The sequence below is a fragment of the Citrobacter sp. CK180 genome (genome assembly GCF_030333655.1).
Lineage (GTDB): Bacteria > Pseudomonadota > Gammaproteobacteria > Enterobacterales > Enterobacteriaceae > Citrobacter_B > Citrobacter_B koseri.
Map to the genome: position 1 here is coordinate 177,471 of NZ_JAOWFM010000057.1, position 26,035 is coordinate 203,505.

General features: G+C 54.7%; 19 protein-coding genes. 6 read left to right on the forward strand and 13 right to left on the reverse strand.

The genetic code is table 11. The features are described 5' to 3' along the window. Window positions 1-14: 14 nt before the first annotated feature. From eno to rlmD, 5 genes are all read right to left on the reverse strand, one after another. On the reverse strand, window positions 15-1,313 hold the full coding sequence (gene eno / locus OGV50_RS23170; RefSeq protein ID WP_012134889.1) for a phosphopyruvate hydratase: 1,299 nt from the start codon (window positions 1,311-1,313) through the stop codon (window positions 15-17). 88 nt (window positions 1,314-1,401) lie between these two features. Then, entirely contained in the window at window positions 1,402-3,039 is a 1,638-nt protein-coding gene (gene pyrG / locus OGV50_RS23175; RefSeq protein ID WP_047461602.1) for a glutamine hydrolyzing CTP synthase, read from the reverse strand. Window positions 3,040-3,392: 353 nt separating this feature from the next. After that, complete coding sequence (mazG, locus tag OGV50_RS23180) at window positions 3,393-4,184, reverse strand: nucleoside triphosphate pyrophosphohydrolase (protein ID WP_012134891.1); 792 nt, start codon at window positions 4,182-4,184, stop codon at window positions 3,393-3,395. A 130-nt stretch (window positions 4,185-4,314) separates the two neighbouring features. Next, window positions 4,315-6,549, reverse strand: a complete 2,235-nt coding sequence (gene relA / locus OGV50_RS23185; RefSeq protein ID WP_047461598.1) for a GTP diphosphokinase — start codon at window positions 6,547-6,549, stop codon at window positions 4,315-4,317. A 51-nt stretch (window positions 6,550-6,600) separates the two neighbouring features. Then, on the reverse strand, window positions 6,601-7,899 hold the full coding sequence (rlmD, locus tag OGV50_RS23190) for a 23S rRNA (uracil(1939)-C(5))-methyltransferase RlmD (RefSeq protein WP_058668028.1): 1,299 nt from the start codon (window positions 7,897-7,899) through the stop codon (window positions 6,601-6,603). Between the two features lie 57 nt (window positions 7,900-7,956). On the opposite strand from rlmD, the gene barA reads away from it, so the two are divergent. Next, window positions 7,957-10,713, forward strand: a complete 2,757-nt coding sequence (barA, locus tag OGV50_RS23195) for a two-component sensor histidine kinase BarA (protein WP_286488801.1) — start codon at window positions 7,957-7,959, stop codon at window positions 10,711-10,713. Between the two features lie 178 nt (window positions 10,714-10,891). Here barA and OGV50_RS23200 read toward each other — a convergent pair whose 3' ends face one another. The 8 genes from OGV50_RS23200 to syd all read right to left on the reverse strand — a co-directional run bounded on the left by OGV50_RS23200 (window position 10,892) and on the right by syd (window position 19,386). Then, window positions 10,892-12,034 carry a glycerate kinase gene (locus OGV50_RS23200; RefSeq protein ID WP_047461590.1) on the reverse strand — a complete coding sequence of 381 codons (1,143 nt, stop codon included), beginning with the start codon at window positions 12,032-12,034 and terminating at the stop codon, window positions 10,892-10,894. 81 nt (window positions 12,035-12,115) lie between these two features. Further along, window positions 12,116-13,456: a glucarate dehydratase gene (gene gudD / locus OGV50_RS23205; RefSeq protein WP_286488802.1), complete on the reverse strand. Its 1,341-nt coding sequence runs from the start codon at window positions 13,454-13,456 to the stop codon at window positions 12,116-12,118. 19 nt (window positions 13,457-13,475) lie between these two features. After that, window positions 13,476-14,816, reverse strand: a complete 1,341-nt coding sequence (locus OGV50_RS23210; RefSeq protein ID WP_012134897.1) for an enolase C-terminal domain-like protein — start codon at window positions 14,814-14,816, stop codon at window positions 13,476-13,478. Window positions 14,817-14,818: 2 nt separating this feature from the next. After that, window positions 14,819-16,171 carry a galactarate/glucarate/glycerate transporter GudP gene (gene gudP, locus OGV50_RS23215; protein ID WP_012134898.1) on the reverse strand — a complete coding sequence of 451 codons (1,353 nt, stop codon included), beginning with the start codon at window positions 16,169-16,171 and terminating at the stop codon, window positions 14,819-14,821. Between the two features lie 456 nt (window positions 16,172-16,627). Next, a complete protein-coding gene (locus OGV50_RS23220) occupies window positions 16,628-17,077 on the reverse strand; it encodes a flavodoxin (protein ID WP_012134900.1) in 450 nt (149 codons plus the stop codon). 18 nt (window positions 17,078-17,095) lie between these two features. Beyond that, window positions 17,096-17,878, reverse strand: a complete 783-nt coding sequence (gene truC / locus OGV50_RS23225) for a tRNA pseudouridine(65) synthase TruC (protein ID WP_047461581.1) — start codon at window positions 17,876-17,878, stop codon at window positions 17,096-17,098. Then, the gene (locus tag OGV50_RS23230) at window positions 17,878-18,207 is read right to left on the reverse strand and encodes a YqcC family protein (protein WP_104868252.1); all 330 of its coding nucleotides are present in this window, start codon (window positions 18,205-18,207) and stop codon (window positions 17,878-17,880) included. The genes truC and OGV50_RS23230 overlap by 1 nt, the downstream gene beginning before the upstream one ends. Window positions 18,208-18,840: 633 nt before the next feature. Next, the gene (syd, locus tag OGV50_RS23235) at window positions 18,841-19,386 is read right to left on the reverse strand and encodes a SecY-interacting protein (protein ID WP_286488803.1); all 546 of its coding nucleotides are present in this window, start codon (window positions 19,384-19,386) and stop codon (window positions 18,841-18,843) included. Between the two features lie 68 nt (window positions 19,387-19,454). Here syd and queF point away from each other — a divergent pair, with 68 nt between their 5' ends. The 5 genes from queF (at window position 19,455) to xni (ending at window position 25,989) form a co-directional block, all read left to right on the forward strand. Next, window positions 19,455-20,303: an NADPH-dependent 7-cyano-7-deazaguanine reductase QueF gene (queF, locus tag OGV50_RS23240; RefSeq protein ID WP_110493878.1), complete on the forward strand. Its 849-nt coding sequence runs from the start codon at window positions 19,455-19,457 to the stop codon at window positions 20,301-20,303. A 113-nt stretch (window positions 20,304-20,416) separates the two neighbouring features. Next, a complete protein-coding gene (gene ppnN / locus OGV50_RS23245; RefSeq protein WP_153257815.1) occupies window positions 20,417-21,781 on the forward strand; it encodes a nucleotide 5'-monophosphate nucleosidase PpnN in 1,365 nt (454 codons plus the stop codon). 564 nt (window positions 21,782-22,345) lie between these two features. Continuing rightward, window positions 22,346-23,635 (forward strand): HAAAP family serine/threonine permease SdaC, encoded by a 1,290-nt coding sequence (sdaC, locus tag OGV50_RS23250; protein ID WP_049009488.1) that lies wholly within the window; start codon window positions 22,346-22,348, stop codon window positions 23,633-23,635. A 60-nt stretch (window positions 23,636-23,695) separates the two neighbouring features. Next, window positions 23,696-25,063: an L-serine ammonia-lyase II gene (gene sdaB / locus OGV50_RS23255; RefSeq protein WP_012134908.1), complete on the forward strand. Its 1,368-nt coding sequence runs from the start codon at window positions 23,696-23,698 to the stop codon at window positions 25,061-25,063. 170 nt (window positions 25,064-25,233) lie between these two features. Then, window positions 25,234-25,989 carry a flap endonuclease Xni gene (gene xni, locus OGV50_RS23260; protein ID WP_200092725.1) on the forward strand — a complete coding sequence of 252 codons (756 nt, stop codon included), beginning with the start codon at window positions 25,234-25,236 and terminating at the stop codon, window positions 25,987-25,989. Window positions 25,990-26,035 lie beyond the last annotated feature (46 nt).

Below are 26,035 nucleotides of genomic sequence, written 5' to 3' on the forward strand. Positions count from 1 at the left end.
AGTGAAGAGCAGGATTACGCCTGACCTTTGATCTCTTTACGACCGTTGTACGGAGCTTTTTCGCCCAGCGCTTCTTCGATACGAATCAGCTGGTTGTATTTAGCAACACGGTCAGAACGGCTCATAGAACCGGTTTTGATCTGGCCTGCTGCGGTACCAACAGCCAGGTCAGCGATGGTCGCGTCTTCAGTTTCGCCAGAACGGTGAGAGATAACGGCAGTGTAGCCAGCGTCTTTCGCCATCTTGATAGCAGCCAGCGTTTCGGTCAGAGAACCGATCTGGTTGAATTTGATCAGGATGGAGTTAACGATGCCTTTGTCGATACCTTCTTTCAGGATCTTGGTGTTGGTTACGAACAGGTCGTCACCAACCAGCTGGATTTTGTCGCCCAGCACTTTGGTCTGGTATGCGAAACCGTCCCAGTCAGACTCGTCCAGACCGTCTTCGATGGAAACGATCGGGTACTGTTTGGTCAGGTCTTCCAGGAAGTGAGTGAATTCTTCAGAGGTGAACGCTTTGTTGCCTTCGCCAGCCAGAACGTATTTGCCGTCTTTGTAGAATTCAGATGCTGCGCAGTCCATCGCCAGAGTGATGTCTTTGCCCAGCTCGTAGCCAGCAGCTTTAACCGCTTCAGCGATAACAGCCAGTGCTTCAGCGTTGGAGCCCAGGTTCGGCGCATAGCCGCCTTCGTCACCAACAGCAGTGTTCATACCTTTAGCTTTCAGAACTTTAGCCAGGTTGTGGAACACTTCAGAACCCATACGCACTGCTTCTTTCAGGGTTTTAGCGCCAACCGGCTGAATCATGAATTCCTGGATATCAACGTTGTTGTCAGCGTGCTCGCCGCCGTTGATGATGTTCATCATCGGAACCGGCATGGAGTATTTGCCCGGGGTGCCGTTCAGTTCAGCGATGTGCTCGTACAGCGGCTGACCTTTAGAGGCCGCAGCGGCTTTGGCGTTAGCCAGAGACACAGCCAGGATCGCGTTCGCACCGAAGTTAGATTTGTTTTCAGTACCGTCCAGGTCGATCATGATTTTATCAATGCCAGCCTGATCTTTGGCGTCTTTGCCAAGGATTGCCTGAGCGATCGGGCCGTTAACCGCTGCAACAGCTTTGGTTACGCCTTTACCCAGGAAACGGGATTTGTCGCCATCGCGCAGTTCCAGCGCTTCGCGGGAACCCGTAGAAGCACCTGACGGAGCGGCTGCCATACCAACGAAACCACCTTCCAGGTGTACTTCGGCTTCAACAGTCGGGTTACCACGGGAGTCGATGATTTCACGACCGATGACTTTAACGATTTTGGACATTAGGTTTTCCTCAGTACAAGTTAAACTAAAACTCCAGACAAACAACGCGTACCTTTGGTACGCGTTGCCGTTCTAACTTTTTTACTTCTTACTTCGCCTGACGCTTCTGATAGTCGCTGGCGGCTTTCACAAAGCCTGCAAACAGCGGATGCCCGTCACGCGGCGTTGAAGTAAATTCCGGGTGGAATTGACAGGCAACGAACCACGGATGGTTCGGCACTTCGATGATCTCGACCAACTGATCATCCCCGGAACGGCCCGCAATGCGCAGACCCGCAGCTTCAATTTGGTTCAACAACATGTTGTTGACTTCATAGCGGTGACGATGGCGCTCAGTGATTGTCGGCGTACCGTACATCTGGCGAACCAGGCTCTCATCGGAAAGCTGACACATCTGCGCGCCAAGACGCATGGTGCCACCCAGATCGCTCTTCTCCGTACGGACTTCAACGTTGCCGTTCTCGTCACGCCACTCGGTAATCAGCGCCACAACAGGGTACTTACAGTCTGGCACAAATTCCGTTGAGTTGGCGTTTTCCATACCCGCTACGTTGCGCGCAAATTCAATCAGCGCAACCTGCATACCCAGGCAAATACCCAGATAAGGAATATTGTTTTCACGCGCATAACGCGCCGTCGCGACCTTACCTTCAACACCACGGTAGCCGAAGCCGCCAGGGATCAGGATAGCGTCCAAATCTTTCAGAATTTCGACGCCGCGCGTTTCAACATCCTGCGAATCGATCAGCTTGATGTTGACGGTGACACGGTTCTTCAGGCCACCGTGTTTCAGCGCTTCAATCACCGACTTATAGGCATCCGGCAGTTCAATGTACTTGCCGACCATACCGATAGTCACTTCGCCCGCCGGGTTCGCTTCTTCGTAGATAACCTGTTCCCATTCGGCCAGGTTCGCTTCCGGGCAGTCTAAGCTGAATCGTTTACAAATATAATCGTCCAGACCCTGAGATTTCAACATGCCCGGAATTTTATAAATAGAATCGACGTCTTTCAGAGAAATAACGGCCTTTTCAGCAACGTTACAGAACAATGCAATCTTCGCACGTTCATTGGCCGGAACGGCGCGATCGGAACGGCAGATCAGAATATCCGGCTGGATACCGATGGAGAGCAGTTCTTTAACGGAGTGCTGCGTCGGTTTCGTTTTGACTTCGCCTGCCGCGGCCATGTACGGCACCAGCGTCAGGTGCATAAACAGCGCGTGCTCACGACCGATATCAACCGCCAGTTGACGAATCGCTTCCAGGAACGGCAGGGACTCGATATCACCGACAGTACCGCCGATTTCGACCAGCACCACGTCGTGGCCTTCGCCGCCTTCGATGATGCGCTCTTTAATCGCGTTGGTGATGTGCGGGATAACCTGTACGGTTGCGCCCAGATAATCGCCACGGCGTTCTTTACGCAGAACGTCAGAGTAAATACGACCCGTGGTGAAGTTGTTGCGGCGGCTCATCTTGGTGCGAATGAAGCGCTCATAGTGACCCAGGTCCAGATCGGTTTCGGCGCCGTCTTCAGTAACGAACACTTCCCCGTGTTGGATTGGACTCATAGTACCAGGATCGACGTTGATGTACGGATCCAGTTTCATGATGGTCACGTTGAGGCCACGGGCTTCAAGAATGGCTGCGAGGGAGGCTGCGGCAATGCCTTTACCCAGAGAGGATACGACCCCGCCGGTCACAAAAATATAGTTCGTTGTCATGCTGAACCTGAGAAGTTAGGTTTAAAAGACGATGGAATAACCAGGACGGGAAAGCAGTATACCCGAACATGGCGTACGCCACAAACTTTCATTATCCCCTCTCCTTCGTTCTTCAAGCCGCACCAGTGTTAGCTTCCTTCACTCCCCCCAGTCACATCGCATTTCTATGTTCCTGGGGATTCTTTCAGTCGCCGCCTTGTTGCGACTCGAATAACTCGAAGAGGCAGTATACAAGGTGTTTCATCAACATAACGGGAAGAGAAAATAGCCCCTTTGGGGTAAATGTTTTTGACGTAAATCAAGAGCTTGTTATTTAAAAAATCACACAAAACGCCCTTGACTGCCTAAATTCGTTAGAGATCAATTTCCTGGCGTTTTACCTGCTGCCAGACTTCTTCCATTGTTTCCAGATCAACCCCCGTCATTTCCAGGCCTCGCGCCGCAACAATCCGCTCAACTTCACGAAAACGCCGTTCGAACTTTTCATTGGCTTTTTGTAACGCGGTCTCTGCTTTTGTCCCTAAATGACGCGCCATATTGACGGTGGCAAAGAGCAGGTCGCCCATTTCCTCCTCCAGTTTAGCCTGGTCTACGACAGCCTGCCGCGCCTCGAACATGACCTCGTCGATCTCTTCATACACCTTATCGACAACCGGCCCTAACGTCGTCCAGTCAAAGCCGACGTTCGAACAGCGCTTCTGGATTTTTTGCGCGCGCATTAACGCCGGTAAGCTGCGGGGAATATCATCCAACGCCGAATGCTGCGCTTTCTGCGCGCGCTCTTCGGTTTTGATTTGCTCCCAGCGGGCTAATACCTCGGTACTGTTGTGAGCGGCTACGTCCGCAAAGACGTGCGGGTGGCGACGTTCCAGTTTATCGCTGATGGCGGCGCAAATATCATTAAAGTCAAAGCGCCCTTCTTCCTGCGCCATCTGCGCATAAAACACGACCTGAAACAGCAGATCGCCCAGCTCTCCGCGCAGGTCGTCAAAGTCCTCACGGGCAATGGCGTCGAGCACTTCATAGGTTTCTTCAAGGGTATACGGCGCAATGGTGGCAAACGTCTGCTCTTTGTCCCACGGGCAGCCGTTTTCCGGGTCGCGCAAGCGTTGCATGATGCCAAGCAGGCGATCGATTTGATTCATTGGAATATCCTGAAAATTGTCACCAACGTAGGCCGGATAAGGCGACAGCTGCTATCCGGCAGCTGGCAATGCCTGATGGCAACGCTGACGCGTCTTATCAGGCCTATAAAACTTATCCGGCCGGGAAAAATTAATTGCCGTGCAAACGACGCGCGTCGATCACATCCGGCACCTGGTTGAGTTTACTGAGAACGCGCCCCAGCACTTGCAGGTTGTAAATTTCGATGGTCATATCGATGGTGGCGAGCTGCTGCCGGGTGTCGCTGCGGCTGGCCACCCCCAGCACGTTCACCTTCTCGTTAGCCAGAATGGTGGTGATATCCCGCAACAAGCCGCTGCGATCGTTGGCCTGAACGCGTACCACCAGCGAATATCCCGCAGAGTAGCTCTCGCCCCACACCGCATCCACGATACGTTCCGGTGCATGAGAACGCAGTTCCACAAGCTGTTCGCAGTCCGCCCGGTGTACGGAAATACCGCGCCCCTGGGTGATAAACCCGACAATCTCATCTCCTGGAATCGGCTGGCAGCAGCGCGCAATGTGGTGCATCAGGTTGCCGACCCCTTCCACCACCACGCGGCCATCGTCTTTACGGCGATTCTGAGGAGCATATGTTTTCTGCTGAAGCTGTTTCAGCGCGGCGGCATCCTGTTCGGCGGCGCTCGGCTTATTAAACTGCGATTGCAGGAAATTCACCATCTGGTTAAGGCGAATATCCCCGCCGCCAATCGCCGCCAGCAGTTCCTCCAGCTCATTGAAGTTGTAGCGCGGCAGCAGGTGTTTTTCCGCCTCTTTCAGGCTGATGCCCAAATGCGCCAGTTCATCGTCGAGGATTTGCCGCCCGGCGAGAATGTTCTTGTCCCGATCCTGCTTGCGGAACCAGGCGTGAATTTTGGAACGGCCACGGCTGGTCGTCACATAGCCCAGGTTCGGGTTGAGCCAGTCCCGGCTAGGGTTTGGCTGCTTCTGGGTGATGATTTCAATCTGATCGCCCATCTGCAACTGATAGGTAAACGGCACGATACGCCCGCCGATTTTCGCCCCGATGCAGCGATGCCCCACATCGCTGTGGATATGGTAGGCAAAGTCAAGCGGCGTGGAGCCTGCGGGCAGATCCACCACATCGCCTTTTGGCGTAAAGACATACACCCGGTCGTCAAAGACCTGGCTGCGCACTTCATCCAGCATTTCGCCAGAATCCGCCATCTCTTCCTGCCAGGCGATCAGCTTACGCAGCCACGCAATTCTGTCTTCATGGCCCGTGCGCGCCCCCCCGGAGACCGCTCCCTCTTTGTACTTCCAGTGCGCCGCGACGCCCAGTTCGGCATCTTCATGCATCTGTTTGGTACGAATCTGGATCTCAACGGTTTTACCGCCAGGGCCAAGCACCACCGTATGGATTGACTGGTAGCCATTAGGTTTCGGATTGGCGACGTAATCATCGAACTCGTCCGGCAGATGGCGATAGTGCGTATGCACAATCCCCAGCGCGGCATAGCAGTCCTGCAAACGTTCAGCCACAATACGCACGGCGCGCACGTCAAACAGCTCGTCAAACGCCAGATGCTTTTTCTGCATTTTGCGCCAGATGCTGTAGATGTGTTTCGGGCGGCCATAGACCTCCGCCTTCACGCCTTCGGTTTTCATTTCAGAACGCAGATGCCCGACAAACTCTTCAATGTAATGCTCGCGGTCAATGCGGCGTTCGTGCAGCAGTTTGGCGATCCGCTTGTATTCCGCCGGGTGCAGATAGCGGAAGCAGTAATCTTCCAGCTCCCACTTCAGTTGCCCGATGCCCAGCCGGTTAGCCAGCGGAGCATAGATATTGGTGCACTCTTTCGCCGCCAGTACGCGTTCATCTTCCGGCGCGTCTTTAACCTCGCGCAGATGGGCGATGCGTTCCGCCAGCTTGATGACCACGCAGCGGAAGTCGTCCACCATCGCCAGCAGCATCCGACGAACGTTATCCACCTGCTCGGAGGAGACGGAATCGTTATGCGTCGCTTTCAGCTGACGAATCGCCGCCATATCGCGCACACCGTGAATCAGATTGACGATCGATGTCCCCACGCTCTCGCGCAGGATATCTTCGCTGACAACATTGGCGTCAGCCAGGGGGAAGAGCAGCGCCGCCCGCAGCGTGTCGATATCCATACTTAACGTAGAGAGGATTTCCACCATCTCCACGCCACGCCACAGCAACAGTTCCGCATCGGGATGTCCTTGTGTCTGTTGCAGGCAATACGCCCAGGTTTCGGCTAAGCGTTCACACGACTGCTGGCTGGAGATACTCAGACTCGCGATCCATTTTTTCGGATCAAACTCACCAGCTTTATTAAGATGTGCACTTCTTACCGCAACCATTGTCCTCTCCTTAAGGGACCAGGCCTACCGAAGTCAGCAAGCCATGACTCATTACAAACGCTCAAACAACACCATTGATTCCAGATGCCCAGTGTGTGGGAACATGTCGAGCATCGCCAGCCGCTGAATTTGGTATCCGGCATTCAACAAGGCGTCGCTATCCCGTGCCAGCGTAGCAGGATTACAGGATACATAAACAATACGAATTGGTTTTAACTTTATAATGTGTTTCATCACGCCTGCCGCCCCGGCACGAGCGGGATCGAGCAAAATTTTGTCAAAACCGTTTTTCGCCCATTGCTGCTTCGTGACATCTTCCTCGAGATTTTCGTGAAAGAATGTCACATTCTGTAATCCGTTACGCCGCGCGTTTTCCCGGCCTTTTTCCACCAGCGCCGGAACGCCTTCAACGCCCACAACGCTGACGGCGCGCGTCGCCAGCGGCAGAGTAAAATTCCCCATGCCGCAGAACAGATCCAGAACGCGGTCGCCAGGTTGAATATCCAGCCATTCCAGCGCCCGGGCGACCATTTTCTGGTTCACCCCTTCGTTGACCTGAATAAAGTCGCGCGGGCTGAAGGTTAAGCGTAGCCCGTTTGAATCATACCAGGGCGTCTCCCCGGTAAGCGGTTCAAGTATGTCGCTTTGAGGGGCCAGAAACAGAGACAGTCCCTCAGAATGCGAAAAGCGTTCCAGTTTTTCTCTGTCCGCCGCGCTCAAGGGCGCCGTATGACGCAGCACCATCAGGGTGCCATTCCCCGCCTGTACCAGCTCGACATGGCCAAAGTGGCGGTTTCCTTGCAAACTTTCCAGACACGCCCTGACGCGAGGCAGCAGCGCCTCAAGCTGGGGCACCAGAATGGGGCACTGCCTGACATCCACGATATCGCTGGAGCCCGCCTTGCGAAATCCCATCTGCAATTGCTGAGTTTTAGGCAGATAATTCAGGCTTAAACGCGCGCGACGTCGATAGCCCCACGGCGTATCGGCGATCACCTCGGCGACATCGCATTTCATTAAGCGCGACAGCGCGGCGCTTTTGCTGCGTTGTTGCAGCGCGACGCTGGCATGCTGCTGCTGGCAGCCGCCACAGACGCCAAAGTGTGGGCAGCGCGGCGTTTCCCGTTCCGGGCTATCATTCAGGCGACGCTTAACTTGCGCGCGAGCGAACTGTTTTTTATCTTCGGTAATGACGACGTCGCCCTTTTCCTGGGGCAGTAATCCCGGTATAAACAGCGCCTTTCCATTATGGCGAGCCACGCCCTGACCAAAAGGATCGAGGTCATTGACCGTAACGGTTATGATCTGACGCGTCGTCACGCGTCGTTTTGCAGAGTAGAATTGCGCCATCGACGAGATATTTCTCAATTTAACAGTGTGACCCTAATTGTCCCATAACGGAACTCCATGACCAACTACAGCCTGCGCGCACGCATGATGATTCTGATCCTGGCCCCGACCGTCCTCATTGGTTTACTGCTCAGTATCTTTTTCGTTGTGCATCGCTATAACGACTTGCAGCGTCAACTGGAAGATGCTGGCGCCAGCATTATCGAACCTCTTGCGGTCTCCAGCGAATATGGCATGAACCTGCAAAACCGCGAATCAATCGGGCAGCTCATCAGCGTTCTCCATCGCCGCCACTCCGACATCGTGCGCGCCATTTCCGTTTATGACGAGAATAACCGGCTGTTTGTCACATCCAATTTCCATCTCGATCCGTCAGAAATGCAGCTCGCCACCGGGGAGCCGTTTCCCCGCAGGCTGAGCGTGACCCGCCACGGGGACATTATGATCCTGCGAACGCCGATTATCTCCGAAAGGTATTCGCCGGACGAATCCCCCGTAACAGACGCCAAAACGCCGAGAAATATGTTGGGATATGTGGCGCTTGAACTGGATCTCAAGTCCGTCCGCCTGCAACAGTACAAAGAGATTTTCATCTCCAGCGTGATGATGCTGTTCTGTATCGGCATTGCCTTAATTTTTGGCTGGCGTCTGATGCGCGACGTCACCGGCCCCATTCGTAATATGGTCAATACCGTTGACCGCATTCGTCGTGGGCAGCTCGACAGCCGCGTCGAGGGCTTTATGCTGGGCGAGCTGGATATGCTGAAAAACGGCATCAACTCGATGGCGATGTCGCTTGCCGCTTACCATGAAGAGATGCAGCATAATATCGATCAGGCCACTTCGGATCTGCGCGAAACGCTGGAACAGATGGAGATCCAGAACGTTGAGCTGGATCTGGCGAAGAAGCGCGCTCAGGAAGCGGCGCGTATTAAGTCTGAGTTTTTGGCCAACATGTCGCACGAACTGCGCACGCCGCTTAACGGCGTGATTGGCTTTACCCGTCTGACGCTAAAAACCGAACTTAATACAACCCAGCGCGATCACCTCAATACTATCGAGCGTTCGGCCAACAACCTGCTGGCGATCATCAATGACGTGCTCGATTTTTCCAAGCTGGAAGCGGGCAAGCTGATTCTGGAAAGCATTCCTTTCCCGCTACGCAGCACGCTGGATGAAGTGGTGACGCTGCTGGCGCATTCATCCCATGACAAAGGGCTGGAGCTCACGCTAAACATCAAAAATGACGTACCGGATAACGTCATCGGCGACCCACTGCGCCTACAGCAGGTCATTACCAATCTGGTCGGTAATGCCATTAAATTTACCGAAAGCGGCAATATCGACATTCTGGTTGAAAAGCGCGCGCTCAGTAATACCAAAGTACAGATTGAAATCCAGATCCGCGATACCGGCATCGGCATTCCCGAGCGCGACCAGTCGCGTCTGTTCCAGGCTTTCCGCCAGGCGGACGCCAGCATTTCACGCCGTCATGGCGGAACCGGTCTGGGGCTGGTGATTACGCAAAAACTGGTCAATGAGATGGGCGGCGATATCTCGTTCCACAGTCAGCCCAATCGCGGTTCCACTTTCTGGTTCCACATTAATCTCGATCTCAACCCGAATGTGATAAGCGACGCGCCGCCAACGCGCTGCCTGGTCGGAAAACGGCTGGCCTACGTCGAACCGAACGCCACCGCCGCGCAATGCACGCTGGATATGCTGAGCGACACGCCGCTGGAGGTGATCTACAGCCCGACGTTCTCAGCGTTGCCGCTGGATCACTACGATATCCTGCTCATCAGCGTTCCGGTGACCTTTAACGAACCGCTCACCATGCAGCAAGAACGGCTGGCAAAAGCCGCCGCCATGACGGACTTCCTGCTGCTGGCGCTGCCTTGCCATGCCCAGATTAACGCCGAAAAACTTAAGCAAGGCGGCGCGGCGGCCTGTCTGTTAAAACCACTCACCTCAACGCGTTTACTGCCTGCGTTGACGGAATACTGCCATTTGAATCAGCATGTTGAACCGCTGCTGACGGATGAAAATAAAATCGCCATGACGGTAATGGCGGTCGACGATAACCCGGCCAACCTGAAGCTGATCGGCGCGCTGCTGGAGGATAAAGTCCAGCATGTGGAGCTTTGCGACAGCGGGCATCAGGCGGTGGAGCGGGCCAAACAGATGCAGTTTGATTTGATCCTGATGGACATTCAGATGCCGGATATGGACGGTATCCGCGCCTGTGAGCTGATTCATCAGCTTCCGCATCAGCAGCAAACGCCGGTGATCGCCGTGACGGCACATGCGATGGCGGGTCAGAAAGAGAAGCTGCTGAGCGCGGGGATGAATGACTATCTGGCCAAGCCAATAGAAGAAGAAAAGCTGCACAGCCTGCTGTTGCGTTATAAGCCGGGGACCGTGGTAGCGACCCGATTACCTGCCGCTGAATCGACAGAGTTTATCGTCAACCCGAACGCAACGCTCGACTGGCAACTGGCGCTGCGCCAGGCGGCCGGAAAATCCGATCTGGCGCGGGATCTGCTGCAAATGCTCATCGACTTCCTGCCGGAAGTGCGTAACAAAATTGAAGAACAGCTGGTGGGAGAGGCGCCCGAAGGGCTGGTGGATCTCATCCACACGCTGCACGGCAGTTGCGGCTACAGCGGGGTGCCGCGCATGAAAAACTTGTGCCAGTTAATTGAGCAGCAGTTACGCAGCGGTACCAAAGAAGAGGAGCTTGAACCCGAGTTTCTGGAGCTGCTTGATGAGATGGACAACGTCGCGCGCGAAGCAAAGAAAATATTAGGATGAGGGGGATGCCGGATGGCGACGCTAGCGCGTCTTATCCGGCCTACAGGTGCGTGGCCGTAGGCCTGATAAGCGCAGCGTGACCGGCCTACAGGTGCGTGACCGTAGGCCTGATAAGCGCAACGTGACCGGCCTACAGGTGCGTGACCGTAGGCCTGATAAGCGCAGCGCCATCAGGCAGTTAACGTAAATGTTGCCCCACGTTAAGGGTGGCGGCGATATTGCGCGCAGCCATACGCACATTTTCTGCGGCATTCTCCAGCGCCTCATCCAGCGTACAGATGGTATAAATCACGCTGAAAACAGCATCCAGCCCATGTTGGTGTACAACACCCACATCCGCCGTCAGGCTACCTGCAATACCAATCACGGGCTTATTATGTCGTTTCGCGACCTTTGCCACGCCGACAGGCACTTTGCCGTGAATCGTTTGGCTGTCGATGCGCCCTTCTCCGGTAACAACCAGATCCGCATCAGCAACGCACTCTTCCAGATGCAAGGCATCGGTCACGATCTCAATGCCGCGCCGTAACTCCGCGCCGCAAAACGCATATAATGCGGCCCCCAGACCGCCCGCCGCGCCGCCGCCCGCCAGTTCGAATACGTTAATATCCAGATCGCGGGAAATCAGCCGGGCATAGTGCGTCAGCGCGTCATCTAAGCGTTGAATCATCTCCGGCGTGGCGCCTTTTTGCGGACCAAATACCGCAGATGCCCCCTCTTTCCCGGTCAGCGGATTCGTGACATCGCAGGCGACTTCGATACGACACGCGGCAAGACGTTTATCAATACCGCTGATATCAATCTTTGAGAGCGCTTCCAGCGCCGCGCCGCCTTGCGTAATCTCCTGGTGCTGCGCATCCAGCAATTTCGCCCCCAGCGCCTGCACCATACCGGCTCCGCCGTCATTCGTCGCGCTACCGCCAAGGCCAATAATAATATGTTCCACCCCGGCATCGAGAGCGTGGCGAATTAACTCACCGGTTCCCCACGAGGTGGTTTTTAGCGGATCGCGTAATTGCGGTGGAACCAACTCCAGCCCGCTGGCGGCGGCCATTTCGATAAAGGCCGAACGCTCGTCGCCAGAAAGCCCATAAAATGCCCGCACGCTGTCACCGAGCGGGCCCGTCACGTCAACATCAACAATCCGGCCTGCCGTGGCCTCGACCATCGCTTCAACCGTTCCCTCACCACCATCAGCAACCGGGAGTTTTACGTAATCCGCATCAGGCCAGATTTCACGAAACCCCTCCTCAATGGCGGTCGCTACCTCAAGAGCGCTCAAACTTTCCTTATAAGAGTCCGGTGCGATCACTATTTTCATAAAGCATCCTTACGCATGTTGACTGTACTAAGCATACACCAGGAGAAGAACCGACCCCATGACGAAACCGGTTCAATACAGTCAGCGCACCATGCACGGGCGCTTATTGTCGAATGTCCAGTTCGGGATCAGATACTGCATTCTCATCGCATCATCACGCGCGCCCAGGCCGTGTTGCTGATACAACTCGTGCGCCTTCATCACCTGATCCATGTCAATCTCAACGCCAAGACCTGGTTTATCAGGCACCTGCACCATACCGCCTTTGATTTCAAACGGCTCTTTGGTCAGACGCTGATTACCTTCCTGCCAGATCCAGTGGGTGTCGATCGCGGTGATCTTGCCTGGCGCGGCAGCCGCCACATGCGTGAACATCGCCAGGGAAATATCAAAGTGGTTATTGGAATGCGAACCCCAGGTCAGGCCGAACTCATGGCACATCTGCGCGACGCGAACTGATCCCTGCATCGTCCAGAAATGTGGGTCAGCCAGCGGAATATCCACAGACTGCAAGGAGAGCGTATGCCCCATCTGACGCCAGTCAGTGGCGATCATATTGGTGGCCGTCGGCAGACCGGTCGCGCGACGGAACTCCGCCATCACTTCACGACCAGAGAAACCCTGCTCCGCCCCGCACGGATCTTCCGCATAGGCCAGCGAGCCTTTCAGGTACTTACCGATTTGGATTGCTTCATTCAGCGACCAGGCGCCGTTCGGGTCCAGCGTCACGCGGGCATTCGGGAAACGTTTTGCCAGCGCTACAATGGATTCCGCCTCTTCATCTCCCGCCAGAACGCCGCCCTTCAGTTTAAAGTCGTTAAAGCCATACTTCTCGTATGCCGCTTCCGCCAGGCGGACGACCGCATCAGGAGTCATCGCCTCTTCGTGACGCAGACGATACCAGTCGCATTTCTCATCCGGCTGGCTCTGGTACGGCAGCGGCGTCGCTTTACGGTTGCCGACAAAGAACAGATAGCCAAGCATTTCCACTTCGCTACGCTGTTGCCCCTCACCCAGCAGGGATGCCACGTTGACCCCCAGATGCTGGCCTAACAGATCAAGCAGCGCCGCTTCAATGCCGGTGACCACATGAATGGTGGTACGTAAGTCGAAGGTTTGTAAGCCGCGCCCGCCCGCATCACGATCGGCGAACTGATGACGCACGGCATTCAGCACGTTTTTGTACTCACCCAGCGTTTTACCCACCACCAGCGGGATCGCCTCTTCCAGCGTCTGGCGGATTTTCTCACCGCCGGGGATTTCCCCTACGCCGGTGTGACCAGAATTGTCTTTAATAATGATGATATTACGGGTGAAGAACGGCGCATGCGCCCCGCTCAGGTTCATCAGCATACTGTCATGCCCCGCAACCGGGATAACCTGCATCGCGGTAACAACAGGGGTCGTAAATTGTGTACTCATCATTCAGTCCTTATATGAATTAGCGACGGCCGAAAACGGGGCGTTTACGATCAAAAGTCCAGCCGGGGATCAGGTATTGCATCGGGCCTGCGTCATTGCGCGCGCCGCCGGGCAGTTTTTTGTAAGCGTCATGCGCTTTCTGCACCTGCTCCCAGTCCAGCTCCACGCCAAGACCCGGCGCATCCGGCACTGCAATTTTTCCGTCTTTAATTTCCAGCGGTTGCTTCGTCAGGCGACAATCGCCCTCCTGCCAGATCCAGTGGGTGTCAATCGCCGTCGGTTTACCCGGCGCGGCAGCGCCAACGTGAGTGAACATCGCCAGGGAAATATCGAAATGGTTGTTCGAATGGCAGCCCCAGGTCAGCCCCCAGTCATCGCATAATTGCGCCACGCGCACCGCGCCGGAGAGCGTCCAGAAGTGCGGGTCGGCGAGCGGAATATCCACCGCGTTTAACATCACCGCATGGCCCATTTCACGCCAGTTGGTGGCAATCATGTTGGTCGCGACCGGCAGCCCCGTCGCACGACGGAACTCCGCCATCACTTCACGCCCGGAGAATCCTTGTTCTGCGCCACACGGATCTTCAGCATACGTGAGCACATCGTTCAGCCCTTTACACAGCGCGATGGCTTCATCCAGCAGCCAGGCGCCGTTTGGGTCAACCGTGATTCGCGCATCCGGGAAGCGTTTTTTCAGCGCGCGGGCCGTGTCGATCTCCTGCTCGCCGGGCAACACGCCGCCCTTCAGTTTGAAATCTTTAAAGCCGTAGCGATCCTGCGCCGCCTGCGCCAGATGCACAACCGCGTCGCTGGTGAGCGCTTCCTGATGGCGCAGGTGATACCAGTCATGATTGCCCGGCGTTTTTTCGAGATAAGGCAAATCCGTTTTGGTGCGATCGCCCACGTAGAAAAGGTAGCCCAGCACAGTCACCGCATCGCGTTGTTTGCCCGGCCCTAACAGTTCGCACACCGGTACATTCAGCGCTTTGCCCAGCAGATCCAGCAGCGCCGCTTCCAGAGCCGCTACCGCATTCACCCGCAGTTCGAAAGTCCAGGCGCCTTTACCAAAGGTATCAAAGTCGGCAGCCTGATTACCTTTATGCACCTGTTGCACCACTTTATTCAGGCGGGCCACTTCCTGGCCTAAAACCATCGGAATCGCATCCACCAGCGTCTGGTAAATCACCTCGCCGCCGGGCGCTTCACCCACGCCGGTGTTACCGGCGTTATCGGTGAGGACGACGATATTGCGCGTGAAATACGCGTTATGCGCCCCACCGATGTTGAGTAACATACTGTCATGTCCGGCCACCGGAATGACTTTCATATCGGTAATGACGGGACTTGATTGCGTTGTCATATTTATTGTCCTGCTACAGGTTTCAGTTCGATGCGTTTAATATCCCCGACCAGCACGAGGTAACTCAGTACCGCCACCAGCGCATGGACGCCAACGTAAATCAGCGCGCCATTGAACGAGCCGGTCGTGCCGACGATGTAGCCAATCGCAATTGGCGTTACGATGCCGGAAATATTGCCAAACATGTTGAATAAGCCGCCGCTCAAGCCGCTGATCTCTTTCGGCGCGGTGTCCGCCATGACTGCCCAGCCCAGCGCGCCAATGCCTTTACCGAAGAAGGCCAGCGCCATGAAGCCGATAATCATCCATTCGACGTTGACGTAATTACAGAACACCATCACCATCGACAGCAGCATCCCCATCACGATCGGCGTCTTACGGGCGATGTTCAGCGAGCCGGTACGACGCATCAGCCAGTCGGAAATAATGCCGCCCAGCACGCCGCCCACGAAGCCGCAAATAGCCGGGACGGAAGCGACGAACCCCGCTTTCAGAATCGACATGCCACGCGCCTGCACCAGATAAACCGGGAACCAGGTGATAAAGAAATAGGTCAACGCATTAATGCAGTACTGGCCGATATAGACGCCGATCATCATGCGGGAACCCAGCAGCTGTTTGATTTGGCCCCATTTCACGCTAAACGGGACTTTCACCTTCGTATCTTTCTGATCCATATTGATCAGCGCGCCACCTTCAGCAATGTACTCCAGCTCTTTTTTGTTAACGCCGGGATGCTGGTTTGGTTCATGGATCACTTTCAGCCAGATAAAGCTGATCACGATCCCCAGACCGCCCATAAAGAAGAAGACATGCGACCAACCCACTTCATGGGTCAGCCAGCCCATGATTGGCGCAAAGATAACGGTGGCAAAGTATTGCGCGGAGTTGAAAATCGCCACCGCCGTTCCCCTCTCCTGCGCCGGGAACCAGGCCGCGACGATTCGGCTGTTGCCGGGGAAAGATGGCGCTTCGGCCAACCCGACCAGGAATCGCAGGGTAAACAGCGCCACGATGATGCCAAAACCGCTGAAGATATCCACAAAGCCCTGTAACAGGGTAAACATGGACCAGATAAAGATGGACCAGAAGTAGACACGTTTAGAACCAAAACGGTCGAGCAGCCAACCGCCGGGGATTTGCCCGATCACGTAGGCCCATGAGAAAGCGGAGAACACGTACCCCATGCCTACCGGGTCGAGACCAATATCTTTGGCCATTTCCGATCCGGCAATGGACAATGTGGCGCGGTCGCCATAGTTGAAGGATGTGACGATAAACAGCATCACCACTATCCAGTAGCGGGCATTGGTGCGTTTTTCCGCGCCGCTCACCGCGTGACTTAATGAACTCATTGTTGCACTCCTGAATTTTCGCGTTATCTACGCTCACTCTGAACTGCACAACCGGTAGGGAATCAGAGATGACGTTTCGTGTTTTTTTGCAGCTTTTTATGAGGTCGTTTGCCTTGTGTACTGCATTTTTAATAACTGGCACGAGAAGTATAAAAAGCACACCTCGCACTCTCACCGTGCAACAACACAGTATTTCGGCAGCGTATCACGTATGTTTGTGGCAAAAGCCCAGGGCAATGGAAGCCACTTCACGGAAATGAAAAACGAAGAGGTAAACAGACAGGGTGCGAGAAGCAAAAGAAGAGGAGTGTGAAACGGGTCGCTTGACCCTATGAAAATGCCTCTGAAAACCCTTTCGTATGAAAGGGTTTTAGGGCAAATGCCTGATGGCGCTACGCTTATCAGGCCAACAGACTGCGCATGTAGACCGGACGTCGCCATCCGGCTGGATTTTGCTCAGGAGAGCAATGTTCCCCAGTTTTCGACCCAGGGGTTGGATTCGCTCTCCGGCTCCGGGTGTTCGCTGGCGTCAATCAACAGCATCTCCCCAACACGCTGCGCGCTTTGCTCCTGTAACAGCGCATCGAACTGTTTGCCGCCATTGCAAAAATTAACGTAGCTGCTGTCGCCCAGCGCAATCACGCCGTAACGCAGATTTGGCTGAAAACCGAGATTGTCCTTTATTCCCTGGAACAGCGGCACAATGCTGTCCGGGAGATCGCCCTGCCCCGTCGTCGATGTCACAACCAGCACAACTTTATCCAGATACGGCTGCCAGTCGCTCAGTTGCGGATCTTCAAAGACGGTTGCTTTATGCCCCTGCGCGGTAAGGATCGCCTCAGCCTCTTCGGCAACCAACAGCGAGTTTCCATACATGGTGCCGACAAAAATACCAATTTCCGCCATTAACGTTTTCTCCCTGATTTAAGCCTGATTATTTTCATCCTGCCGGGACAACGCACTAAACTCAACCCTTTCATTCTCAGGGAGAAGTCCGCGCCAGCCAAACTGTGATAACGCCTGCATCCAGACGTCGTCCAGACCGGCGCGCAGGATCAGCGGTTCACCGGTAAAGGGGTGGGTAAGCGTCAGTTGACTGGCGTGCAGCATTAAGCGCTGGCAACCAAAATGCTCTGCGGCGCTGCGATTCTGACGTAAATCGCCGTGTTTGCTGTCGCCGATAATCGGATGGCGTAAATGCGCCAGATGACGTCTGAGCTGGTGTTTACGGCCCGTTTTCGGCTCCAGTTCCACCAGGCCGTAGCGGGTTGTCGGATAACGCCCGGTCGCCACCGGCATTTCGACCGTCGCCAGCCCCCGGTAATGGGTCACGGCAGGCTGCGGGCCTTTATCCTCGCGGGCAAATTTATCGGCAATCTTATCCAGTTCTTCCACCAGCGGATAATCCAGAACGGCCTCATCCATCAACCAGCCGCGCACAATCGCATGGTAGCGTTTCTGAATCTGATGCTGCTCAAACTGCTGCGCCAGCAGGCGCCCCGCTTCGCTGGAAAGCCCCATCAACAGGACACCGGAAGTCGGCCTGTCGAGCCGGTGGGCGGTAAAGACGTGCTGACCAATCTGATCGCGTACGGTTTGCATCACCACGACTTTTTCGTCGCGATCCAACCAGCTGCGGTGAACCAGCCAGCCAGACGGTTTATTCACCGCCACCAGCCATTCATCCTGATAGAGGATTTCCAGCATCAGACGTTATCGCTCGTAAACAGCGCGTCCAGACCCTGCAATGTCGTCAGGATCACCTCGCGTTGAGGATGATCGGCCGTCAGCGCCATTTCATAATACGGCGCGACAGCAAAGGCTTGCGGAAGCGGCTGCGCGTTATCGAGCAACGCGTGCATACGGGGGATCAGCACCCATTGCAGCCATTCAAGCGGTTCCATCGTATCCATACAAAAAGGTTGCGTGCTGGTAAACAGGTGGGCCTGCGGCTCGTCCATCCGCCAGTGATGATGTTCACGCAGCAGGGCTTCCAGCGCGTGGAGTTGCTGGCGCACACGGTCATGAGTCGTCATGAAATTAACCTCAGTGATGAAAAACTGGCGCGAAGAATAGCATCAGTGAAGACGAAATAAAAAAAGGGAGCACTGTAAAAACAGTGCTCCCGGTTCGTTTCGCAGCATTCCGGCTACTTTTGGTGCTCCCTGCTCATCCGTGACAACTTTTCCTGTGGTCTTGCGACCTGCTCATCCTGAACAATTTGCATCCTGCTCACATCACCCCGATGTGAATCGACTTCATCCTGAAGTATCCTGGCCATCCTGACCCACCGAACATCCTGCCCGGCTCTCGTTCTCCGTCCTGGAGGTGTCCCTTAACGCATCCGGCGTTTTCCACTTTGCTTCATCCTGAAGCCTGTCCTTGTAACACCATCCTGGCGTGTCCTGCTGAAGCGCCATCATCCTGACGTTCGCTTCGTTGTGCGACTCCTTGTCGACAGGTATAGAATCGCCTGTTTCGCCTTGTCTTACAAGACACTTACAGACAATGCCTTAAGGATATTTTCATATGAAAGGCAGGATTGTTAACTCAACTCATTAATATTAAAGGAATTATAGTTAACACTATGAGATAAGTATTCGCTTATTATCTGGCGATCTCTCACAGGGTATGTAAGAGATCTCTCACACAGTGTCTGGCAAAGTGGATTACAGAAGCGGCTTAAGCTGAGTCAGGAATTCCGCAAGAGAGGCGGCCAGAACGGTACGATTGCGCGTTCCCAGCGTCTCTTTGCAAACTTCACCAGAGAGATTACACACCGAAATGACCTCAAGTTCATTTTCCAGCGTGGCGATAAAAAGCGTAGGCGGTAACTTGAGACGCTTCTGCGTGACCAGATGGCCGATCAGGTTTTCCTGAACGCGTCTGAAGTCATCTGCGCCCCATGTTTGCAGCAGCGTCAGCTTTTCATCCGCGAACTGCGCGTACATATCCCCGGCAAATTGCGTGGTGTAAAAAGCATGAACCGCAGGTTGTATCACAATATCAAATGCGCGTTCAACCGCGTTTACATTCGCCTCGCCTTCAAACGGCTGCGGCTGCCAGTAAACAGCATCGCTGGTCGAAGAGATAATGCACGGGGAAGGCACGCCATACAGCTCTTCGCTGAGCGGCCAGCTGTTGTGTTTCTCATGCCATGCGTCGCAATAACGCGTCGTAAATGCCGTCAGGGCTTGCGATGTCAGTTCGTCCACCGATTTCTCTCTTCATAAAAGCCAGGATACACTTGACGCATAGTGTATCTGGTTTATGACGGTGAAACATGTCTTCTTATGAAAACCATCAGGCGCTTGATGGCCTGACTCTCGGAAAATCAACGGATTACCGGGATAATTATGACGCCAGCCTGTTACAGGGCGTTCCGCGCAGCCTGAATCGCGATCCGCTGGATTTAAAAGCGGACAATCTGCCTTTTCACGGCGCCGATATCTGGACGCTGTATGAACTGTCATGGCTGAACGCGAAAGGCGTGCCGCAGGTCGCCGTTGGTCATGTGGAACTGGACTACACCAGCGTCAATTTGATTGAGTCGAAAAGTTTTAAGCTGTACCTGAACAGCTTTAACCAGACCCGTTTTGACTCCTGGGACGCCGTGCGCCAGACGCTGGAAAACGACCTGCGCGCCTGTGCGCAAGGCGAAGTCAGCGTCGCGCTGTACCGTCTTGATGAGCTGGAAGGGCAACCTGTCGCCCATTTTCACGGCACCTGCATTGATGACCAGGATATCACCATCGATAACTATCAGTTCAGCACCGACTACCTGGAGAATGCCGCCAGCGGCGAAAAAGTCGTGGAAGAGACGCTGGTCAGCCATTTGCTGAAGTCAAACTGCCTGATCACCCACCAGCCGGACTGGGGCTCCATACAAATTCGTTATCGCGGGCGCAAAATCGACCGCGAGAAGCTGCTGCGTTATCTGATCTCGTTCCGTCATCACAACGAGTTCCACGAGCAGTGCGTAGAGCGCATTTTTAACGACATTCTGCGTTTCTGCCAGCCGGAAAAACTGAGCGTGTACGCACGCTATACGCGTCGTGGCGGTCTGGATATCAACCCGTGGCGCAGCAACACCGATTTTGTGCCTGCGACGGGCAGACTGGTGCGTCAGTAATCTTTTTTCTCAATTTTGCGCGCCGGATTCCGCGCGCAAGGTTGTGAAAGGTCATAAGCCAGCGCTATTGTAATCAACAGGGAATGACGTCTTGCGTCCCATAAGGAGTTTACTTGATTACACATATTAGCCCGCTTGGCTCAATGGACATGTTGTCGCAGCTGGAAGTCGATATGCTTAAACGCACGGCCAGCAGCGACTTGTATCAACTGTTTCGTAACTGTTCGCTTGCCGTACTGAACTCCGGCAGTCTGACTGATAACAGCAAAGAATTGCTGTCTCGTTTTGAAAGTTTCGACATCAACGTGCTGCGTCGTGAACGCGGCGTGAAGCTCGAACTGATTAACCCGCCTGAAGACGCCTTTGTGGACGGACGCATCATCCGCGCCTTGCAGGCTAACCTGTTCGCCGTGTTGCGCGACATCCTGTTCGTCAACGGTCAGATTCACAATGCAGGCCGTTTCCAGCATCTGGATCTCGAAAGCTCGGTGCATATTACCAACCTGGTGTTCTCGATCCTGCGCAACGCCCGGGCGCTGCACGTCGGCGAAGCGCCAAACATGGTCGTCTGCTGGGGCGGTCACTCCATTAACGAAAATGAATATCTCTATGCCCGCCGCGTCGGCACCCAGCTGGGTCTGCGTGAGCTGAACATTTGCACCGGCTGCGGGCCAGGCGCAATGGAAGCGCCAATGAAAGGCGCAGCGGTAGGCCACGCGCAGCAGCGTTACAAAGACAGCCGCTTTATCGGTATGACGGAACCTTCCATCATCGCGGCAGAACCGCCTAACCCGCTGGTCAATGAATTGATCATCATGCCGGATATCGAAAAACGCCTCGAAGCCTTCGTGCGTATCGCCCACGGCATCATCATCTTCCCAGGCGGCGTCGGTACGGCGGAAGAACTTCTCTATCTGCTGGGGATTCTGATGAACCCGGCGAATAAAGATCAGGTGCTGCCGCTGATCCTCACCGGGCCGAAAGAGAGTGCGGATTACTTCCGCGTGCTGGACGAATTTATCGTGCATACGCTGGGAGAAGACGCCCGCCGTTACTACCGCGTCATCATTGATGACGCCACGGAAGTGGCGCGGCTGATGAAAAAAGCGATGCCGCTGGTGAAAGAGAATCGCCGCGACACTGGCGACGCTTACAGCTTCAACTGGTCGATTCGCATCGCGCCGGACCTGCAAATTCCGTTCGAACCGTCGCATGAGAATATGGCGAATCTGCAACTTTACCCCGATCAGCCGGTTGAAATTCTGGCGGCGGATCTGCGGCGCGCCTTCTCCGGCATCGTTGCGGGTAACGTCAAGGAGGTCGGCATCCGTGCGATTGAGGAGTTCGGGCCTTATAAAATCCACGGCGACCACGAGATGATGCGTCGCATGGACGACCTGCTCCAGGGCTTTGTCGCGCAGCATCGTATGAAACTGCCCGGCTCGGCTTACATTCCCTGCTACGAAATCTGCGCATAACGCGCAGCGCCCGGTGGAGCACATCCGCCGGGTCAGACGATCGTCCGCTTTCTCAGACCGGGTCTGGTGTTTTCACCGCCCGGTTTTTTCATTGATACCAGTCACATAGTGAAGCTAAGTTTATAAATGCCGCTTATATTTCAAAATAAAAGCATTAATGCGCAAACGTTTACCTTACAATACCAATAGTAATTTATCAGCCGTAATTCTTATTAGTCGCGACAATCCTCCAAAAACATTGTTTTTTATAGCCAAACCTCCGTATATTGCGCCCCGATCTTTTAGGGCATATGTCGTTAATGGTAGCCTTCGCGCCCGTAAATTCGCTTTGACGTTTTTTTAACAGATTAATGGTCCAAATTTATCCACATAACAGGTGGATTATTGCATTTGGGATCGCGATCACTGATACATTCATAAGTTAAATGTATCTTTCCGCCCGCAAATTATTACGGCGAAAAATTATATAAAAATCGTCATTAAACGAATTTCATTTTACGGTCAGGTCTTTTTTCATTGGATTAGACCACAAACCTGACTTTTAGCTTCCTCCAGGAGAAACAGATGGAAACCACTCAAACCAGCACTATTGCTTCGATTGATTCTCGAAGCGGATGGCGCAAGACGGACACCATGTGGATGCTGGGCCTTTACGGCACGGCAATCGGCGCGGGCGTACTGTTCCTGCCAATTAACGCAGGCGTCGGCGGTATGATCCCGCTGATCATCATGGCGATTATCGCTTTCCCGATGACCTTCTTCGCACACCGTGGCCTGACTCGCTTCGTGCTGTCCGGTAAAAACCCTGGCGAAGACATCACTGAAGTGGTTGAAGAGCACTTCGGTATTGGCGCGGGTAAACTGATCACCCTGCTCTACTTCTTCGCGATTTACCCGATTCTGCTGGTTTACAGTGTGGCGATTACCAACACCGTGGAAAGCTTCATGACCCACCAGTTGGCCATCACTCCGCCGCCGCGCGCGATTCTGTCTCTGATCCTGATTGTCGGCATGATGACCATCGTGCGCTTCGGTGAGCAGATGATCGTTAAAGCGATGAGTATTCTGGTATTCCCGTTTGTTGCGGCCCTGATGCTGCTGGCCCTGTACCTGATCCCTCAGTGGAGCGGCGCAGCGCTGGAAACGCTCTCCTTTGATTCCGCTGCCTCTACCGGCAATGGTCTGTGGATGACGCTGTGGCTGGCAATTCCGGTAATGGTGTTCTCTTTCAACCACTCTCCGATCATCTCCTCCTTCGCGGTCGCGAAGCGTGAAGAGTACGGCGATGCGGCTGAGAAGAAATGCTCTAAGATCCTGGCATTCGCTCACATCATGATGGTGCTGACCGTTATGTTCTTCGTCTTCAGTTGCGTACTGAGCCTGACGCCAGCAGACCTGGCGGCAGCGAAAGAGCAGAACATCTCTATTCTGTCTTACCTGGCGAACCACTTTAACGCGCCAGTTATCGCCTGGATGGCGCCGATCATCGCGATTATCGCCATCACGAAATCCTTCCTCGGCCACTACCTGGGCGCTCGTGAAGGTTTCAACGGAATGGTTATCAAGTCTCTGCGCGGCAAAGGCAAATCCATCGAAATCAACAAACTGAACAAAATCACTGCGCTGTTCATGCTGGTTACGACCTGGATTGTCGCCACGCTGAACCCAAGCATCCTGGGAATGATTGAAACCCTGGGCGGCCCAATCATCGCGATGATTCTGTTCCTGATGCCGATGTATGCCATCCAGAAAGTCCCGGCAATGCGTAAGTACAGCGGCCACATCAGCAACGTGTTCGTTGTTGTTATGGGTCTGATCGCTATCTCCGCTATTTTCTACTCCCTGTTCAGCTAAGTTTTGTAGCGCCGCTTTCGGGCGGCGCTTCCTCCCTGAGATTTAAGCAATGGATGCCCTATGATTAGCGTATTCGATATTTTCAAAATCGGCATTGGCCCTTCCAGCTCTCACACCGTCGGGCCAATGAAAGCAGGCAAACAATTCACGGATGATCTGATTGCCCGCAATATCCTGACCGATGTCACCCGCGTCGTGGTGGATGTCTATGGTTCACTGTCGCTGACCGGTAAAGGTCACCACACTGACATTGCCATTATTATGGGTCTGGCGGGAAATCTGCCGGATACCGTCGACATCGACGCCATTCCGTTCTTTATTCAGGACGTGAACACCCACGGACGTTTACTGCTGGCGAATGGTCAGCATGAAGTGGAGTTTCCGGTCGATAAGTGCATGAATTTCCATGCCGACAACCTGTCTCTGCATGAGAACGGGATGCGTATTAGCGCGCTGGCGGGCGATAAGGTCCTCTACAGCCAAACTTACTACTCCATTGGCGGTGGTTTCATCGTTGATGAAGAACATTTCGGTTTGTCGAACAGTGCGCCGGTCAACGTGCCGTATCCGTACAAATCCGCAGCCGATCTGCAAAAACACTGCCAGGAAACCGGTCTGTCGCTTTCCGGCCTGATGATGCAAAACGAGCTGGCGCTGCACAGCAAAGAAGAGCTGGAACAGCACTTTGCCAACGTCTGGGAAGTGATGCGCGGCGGTATTGAACGCGGCATCACGACGGAAGGCGTACTGCCGGGGAAACTGCGCGTTCCACGTCGTGCCGCAGCGCTGCGTCGTATGCTGGTCAGCCAGGATAAAACCACGACCGATCCGATGGCGGTTGTCGACTGGATCAACATGTTCGCGCTGGCGGTCAACGAAGAGAACGCGGCGGGCGGGCGTGTCGTGACTGCGCCAACCAACGGCGCATGCGGCATCGTTCCGGCGGTACTGGCGTACTACGACAAGTTTATCCGCGAAGTTAACGCCAACTCACTGGCTCGCTACATGCTGGTGGCCAGCGCGATCGGCTCTCTGTACAAGATGAACGCCTCCATTTCCGGTGCGGAAGTGGGCTGTCAGGGTGAGGTCGGCGTGGCCTGCTCTATGGCGGCGGCGGGTCTGGCAGAGCTGCTGGGCGGCAGTCCGACACAGGTGTGCATCGCTGCTGAAATCGGCATGGAGCACAACCTGGGTCTGACCTGCGACCCGGTTGCGGGCCAGGTACAGGTACCGTGCATTGAGCGTAACGCGATTGCCTCCGTGAAAGCGGTCAACGCCGCGCGTATGGCGCTGCGTCGTACCAGCGAGCCGCGCGTGTGCCTTGATAAAGTTATTGAGACCATGTACGAAACCGGTAAAGACATGAACGCCAAGTACCGTGAAACCTCTCGCGGCGGCCTGGCGATGAAGATTGTCGCCTGCGATTAAGTCCTACCACGTTTCAGGATCTGTAGGCCGGATAAGGCGCTCGCCGCCATCCGGCATTTATTGCCTGAGGGCGCTTCGCTTATCAGGCCTACGGATCGCGCTATTTCGCAACACTCGCCTCCTGTCGCCCTGGATGTTACCCTGTCCCCAAATTTGTCAGGGAGAACACCGTGGCCGTCCATCTGCTTATCGTCGATGCACTGAATTTAATTCGCCGTATTCATGCGGTTCAAGGCTCGCCCTGCGCGGAGACCTGCCTGCATGCGCTTGAGCAGTTGATTGTGCACAGTCAGCCGACGCACGCCGTCGCCGTATTCGACGATGAAGCGCGCAACAGCGGCTGGCGTCATCAGCGTCTCCCGGACTACAAAGCCGGTCGTCCTCCCATGCCTGACGAGTTGCACAATGAAATGCCCGCAATACGCGCCGCCTTCGAACAGCGCGGCGTGCAATGCTGGGTTTCCAGCGGCAATGAGGCGGATGATTTAGCCGCCACGCTGGCGGTCAAAGTCACACAGGCCGGGCATCAGGCCACTATCGTTTCTACCGACAAAGGCTACTGTCAGTTGCTCTCCCCGACGCTGCGTATCCGCGATTATTTCCAGAAACGCTGGCTGGATGCGCCATTCATTGAGAAAGAGTTCGGCGTCCTTCCCCAACAGTTGCCGGACTACTGGGGGCTGGCGGGGATCAGCAGTTCAAAAGTCCCCGGCGTGGCGGGCATCGGCCCCAAAAGCGCGACCCAATTGTTGGTTCAGTTTCAGACTCTGGAAGGGATTTATGTACACCTCGACGAGGTGGCGGAAAAGTGGCGCAAGAAGCTTGAAGCGCATAAAGAGATGGCATTTTTGTGCCGCGATATCGCGCGCCTGCAAACGGATCTCCATATCGACGGAAACTTGCAGCAGCTACGGCTGACGCGGTAGCTGTGTTGCCGGGTGGCGCTACGCTTATCCGGCCTACATTTCGTGC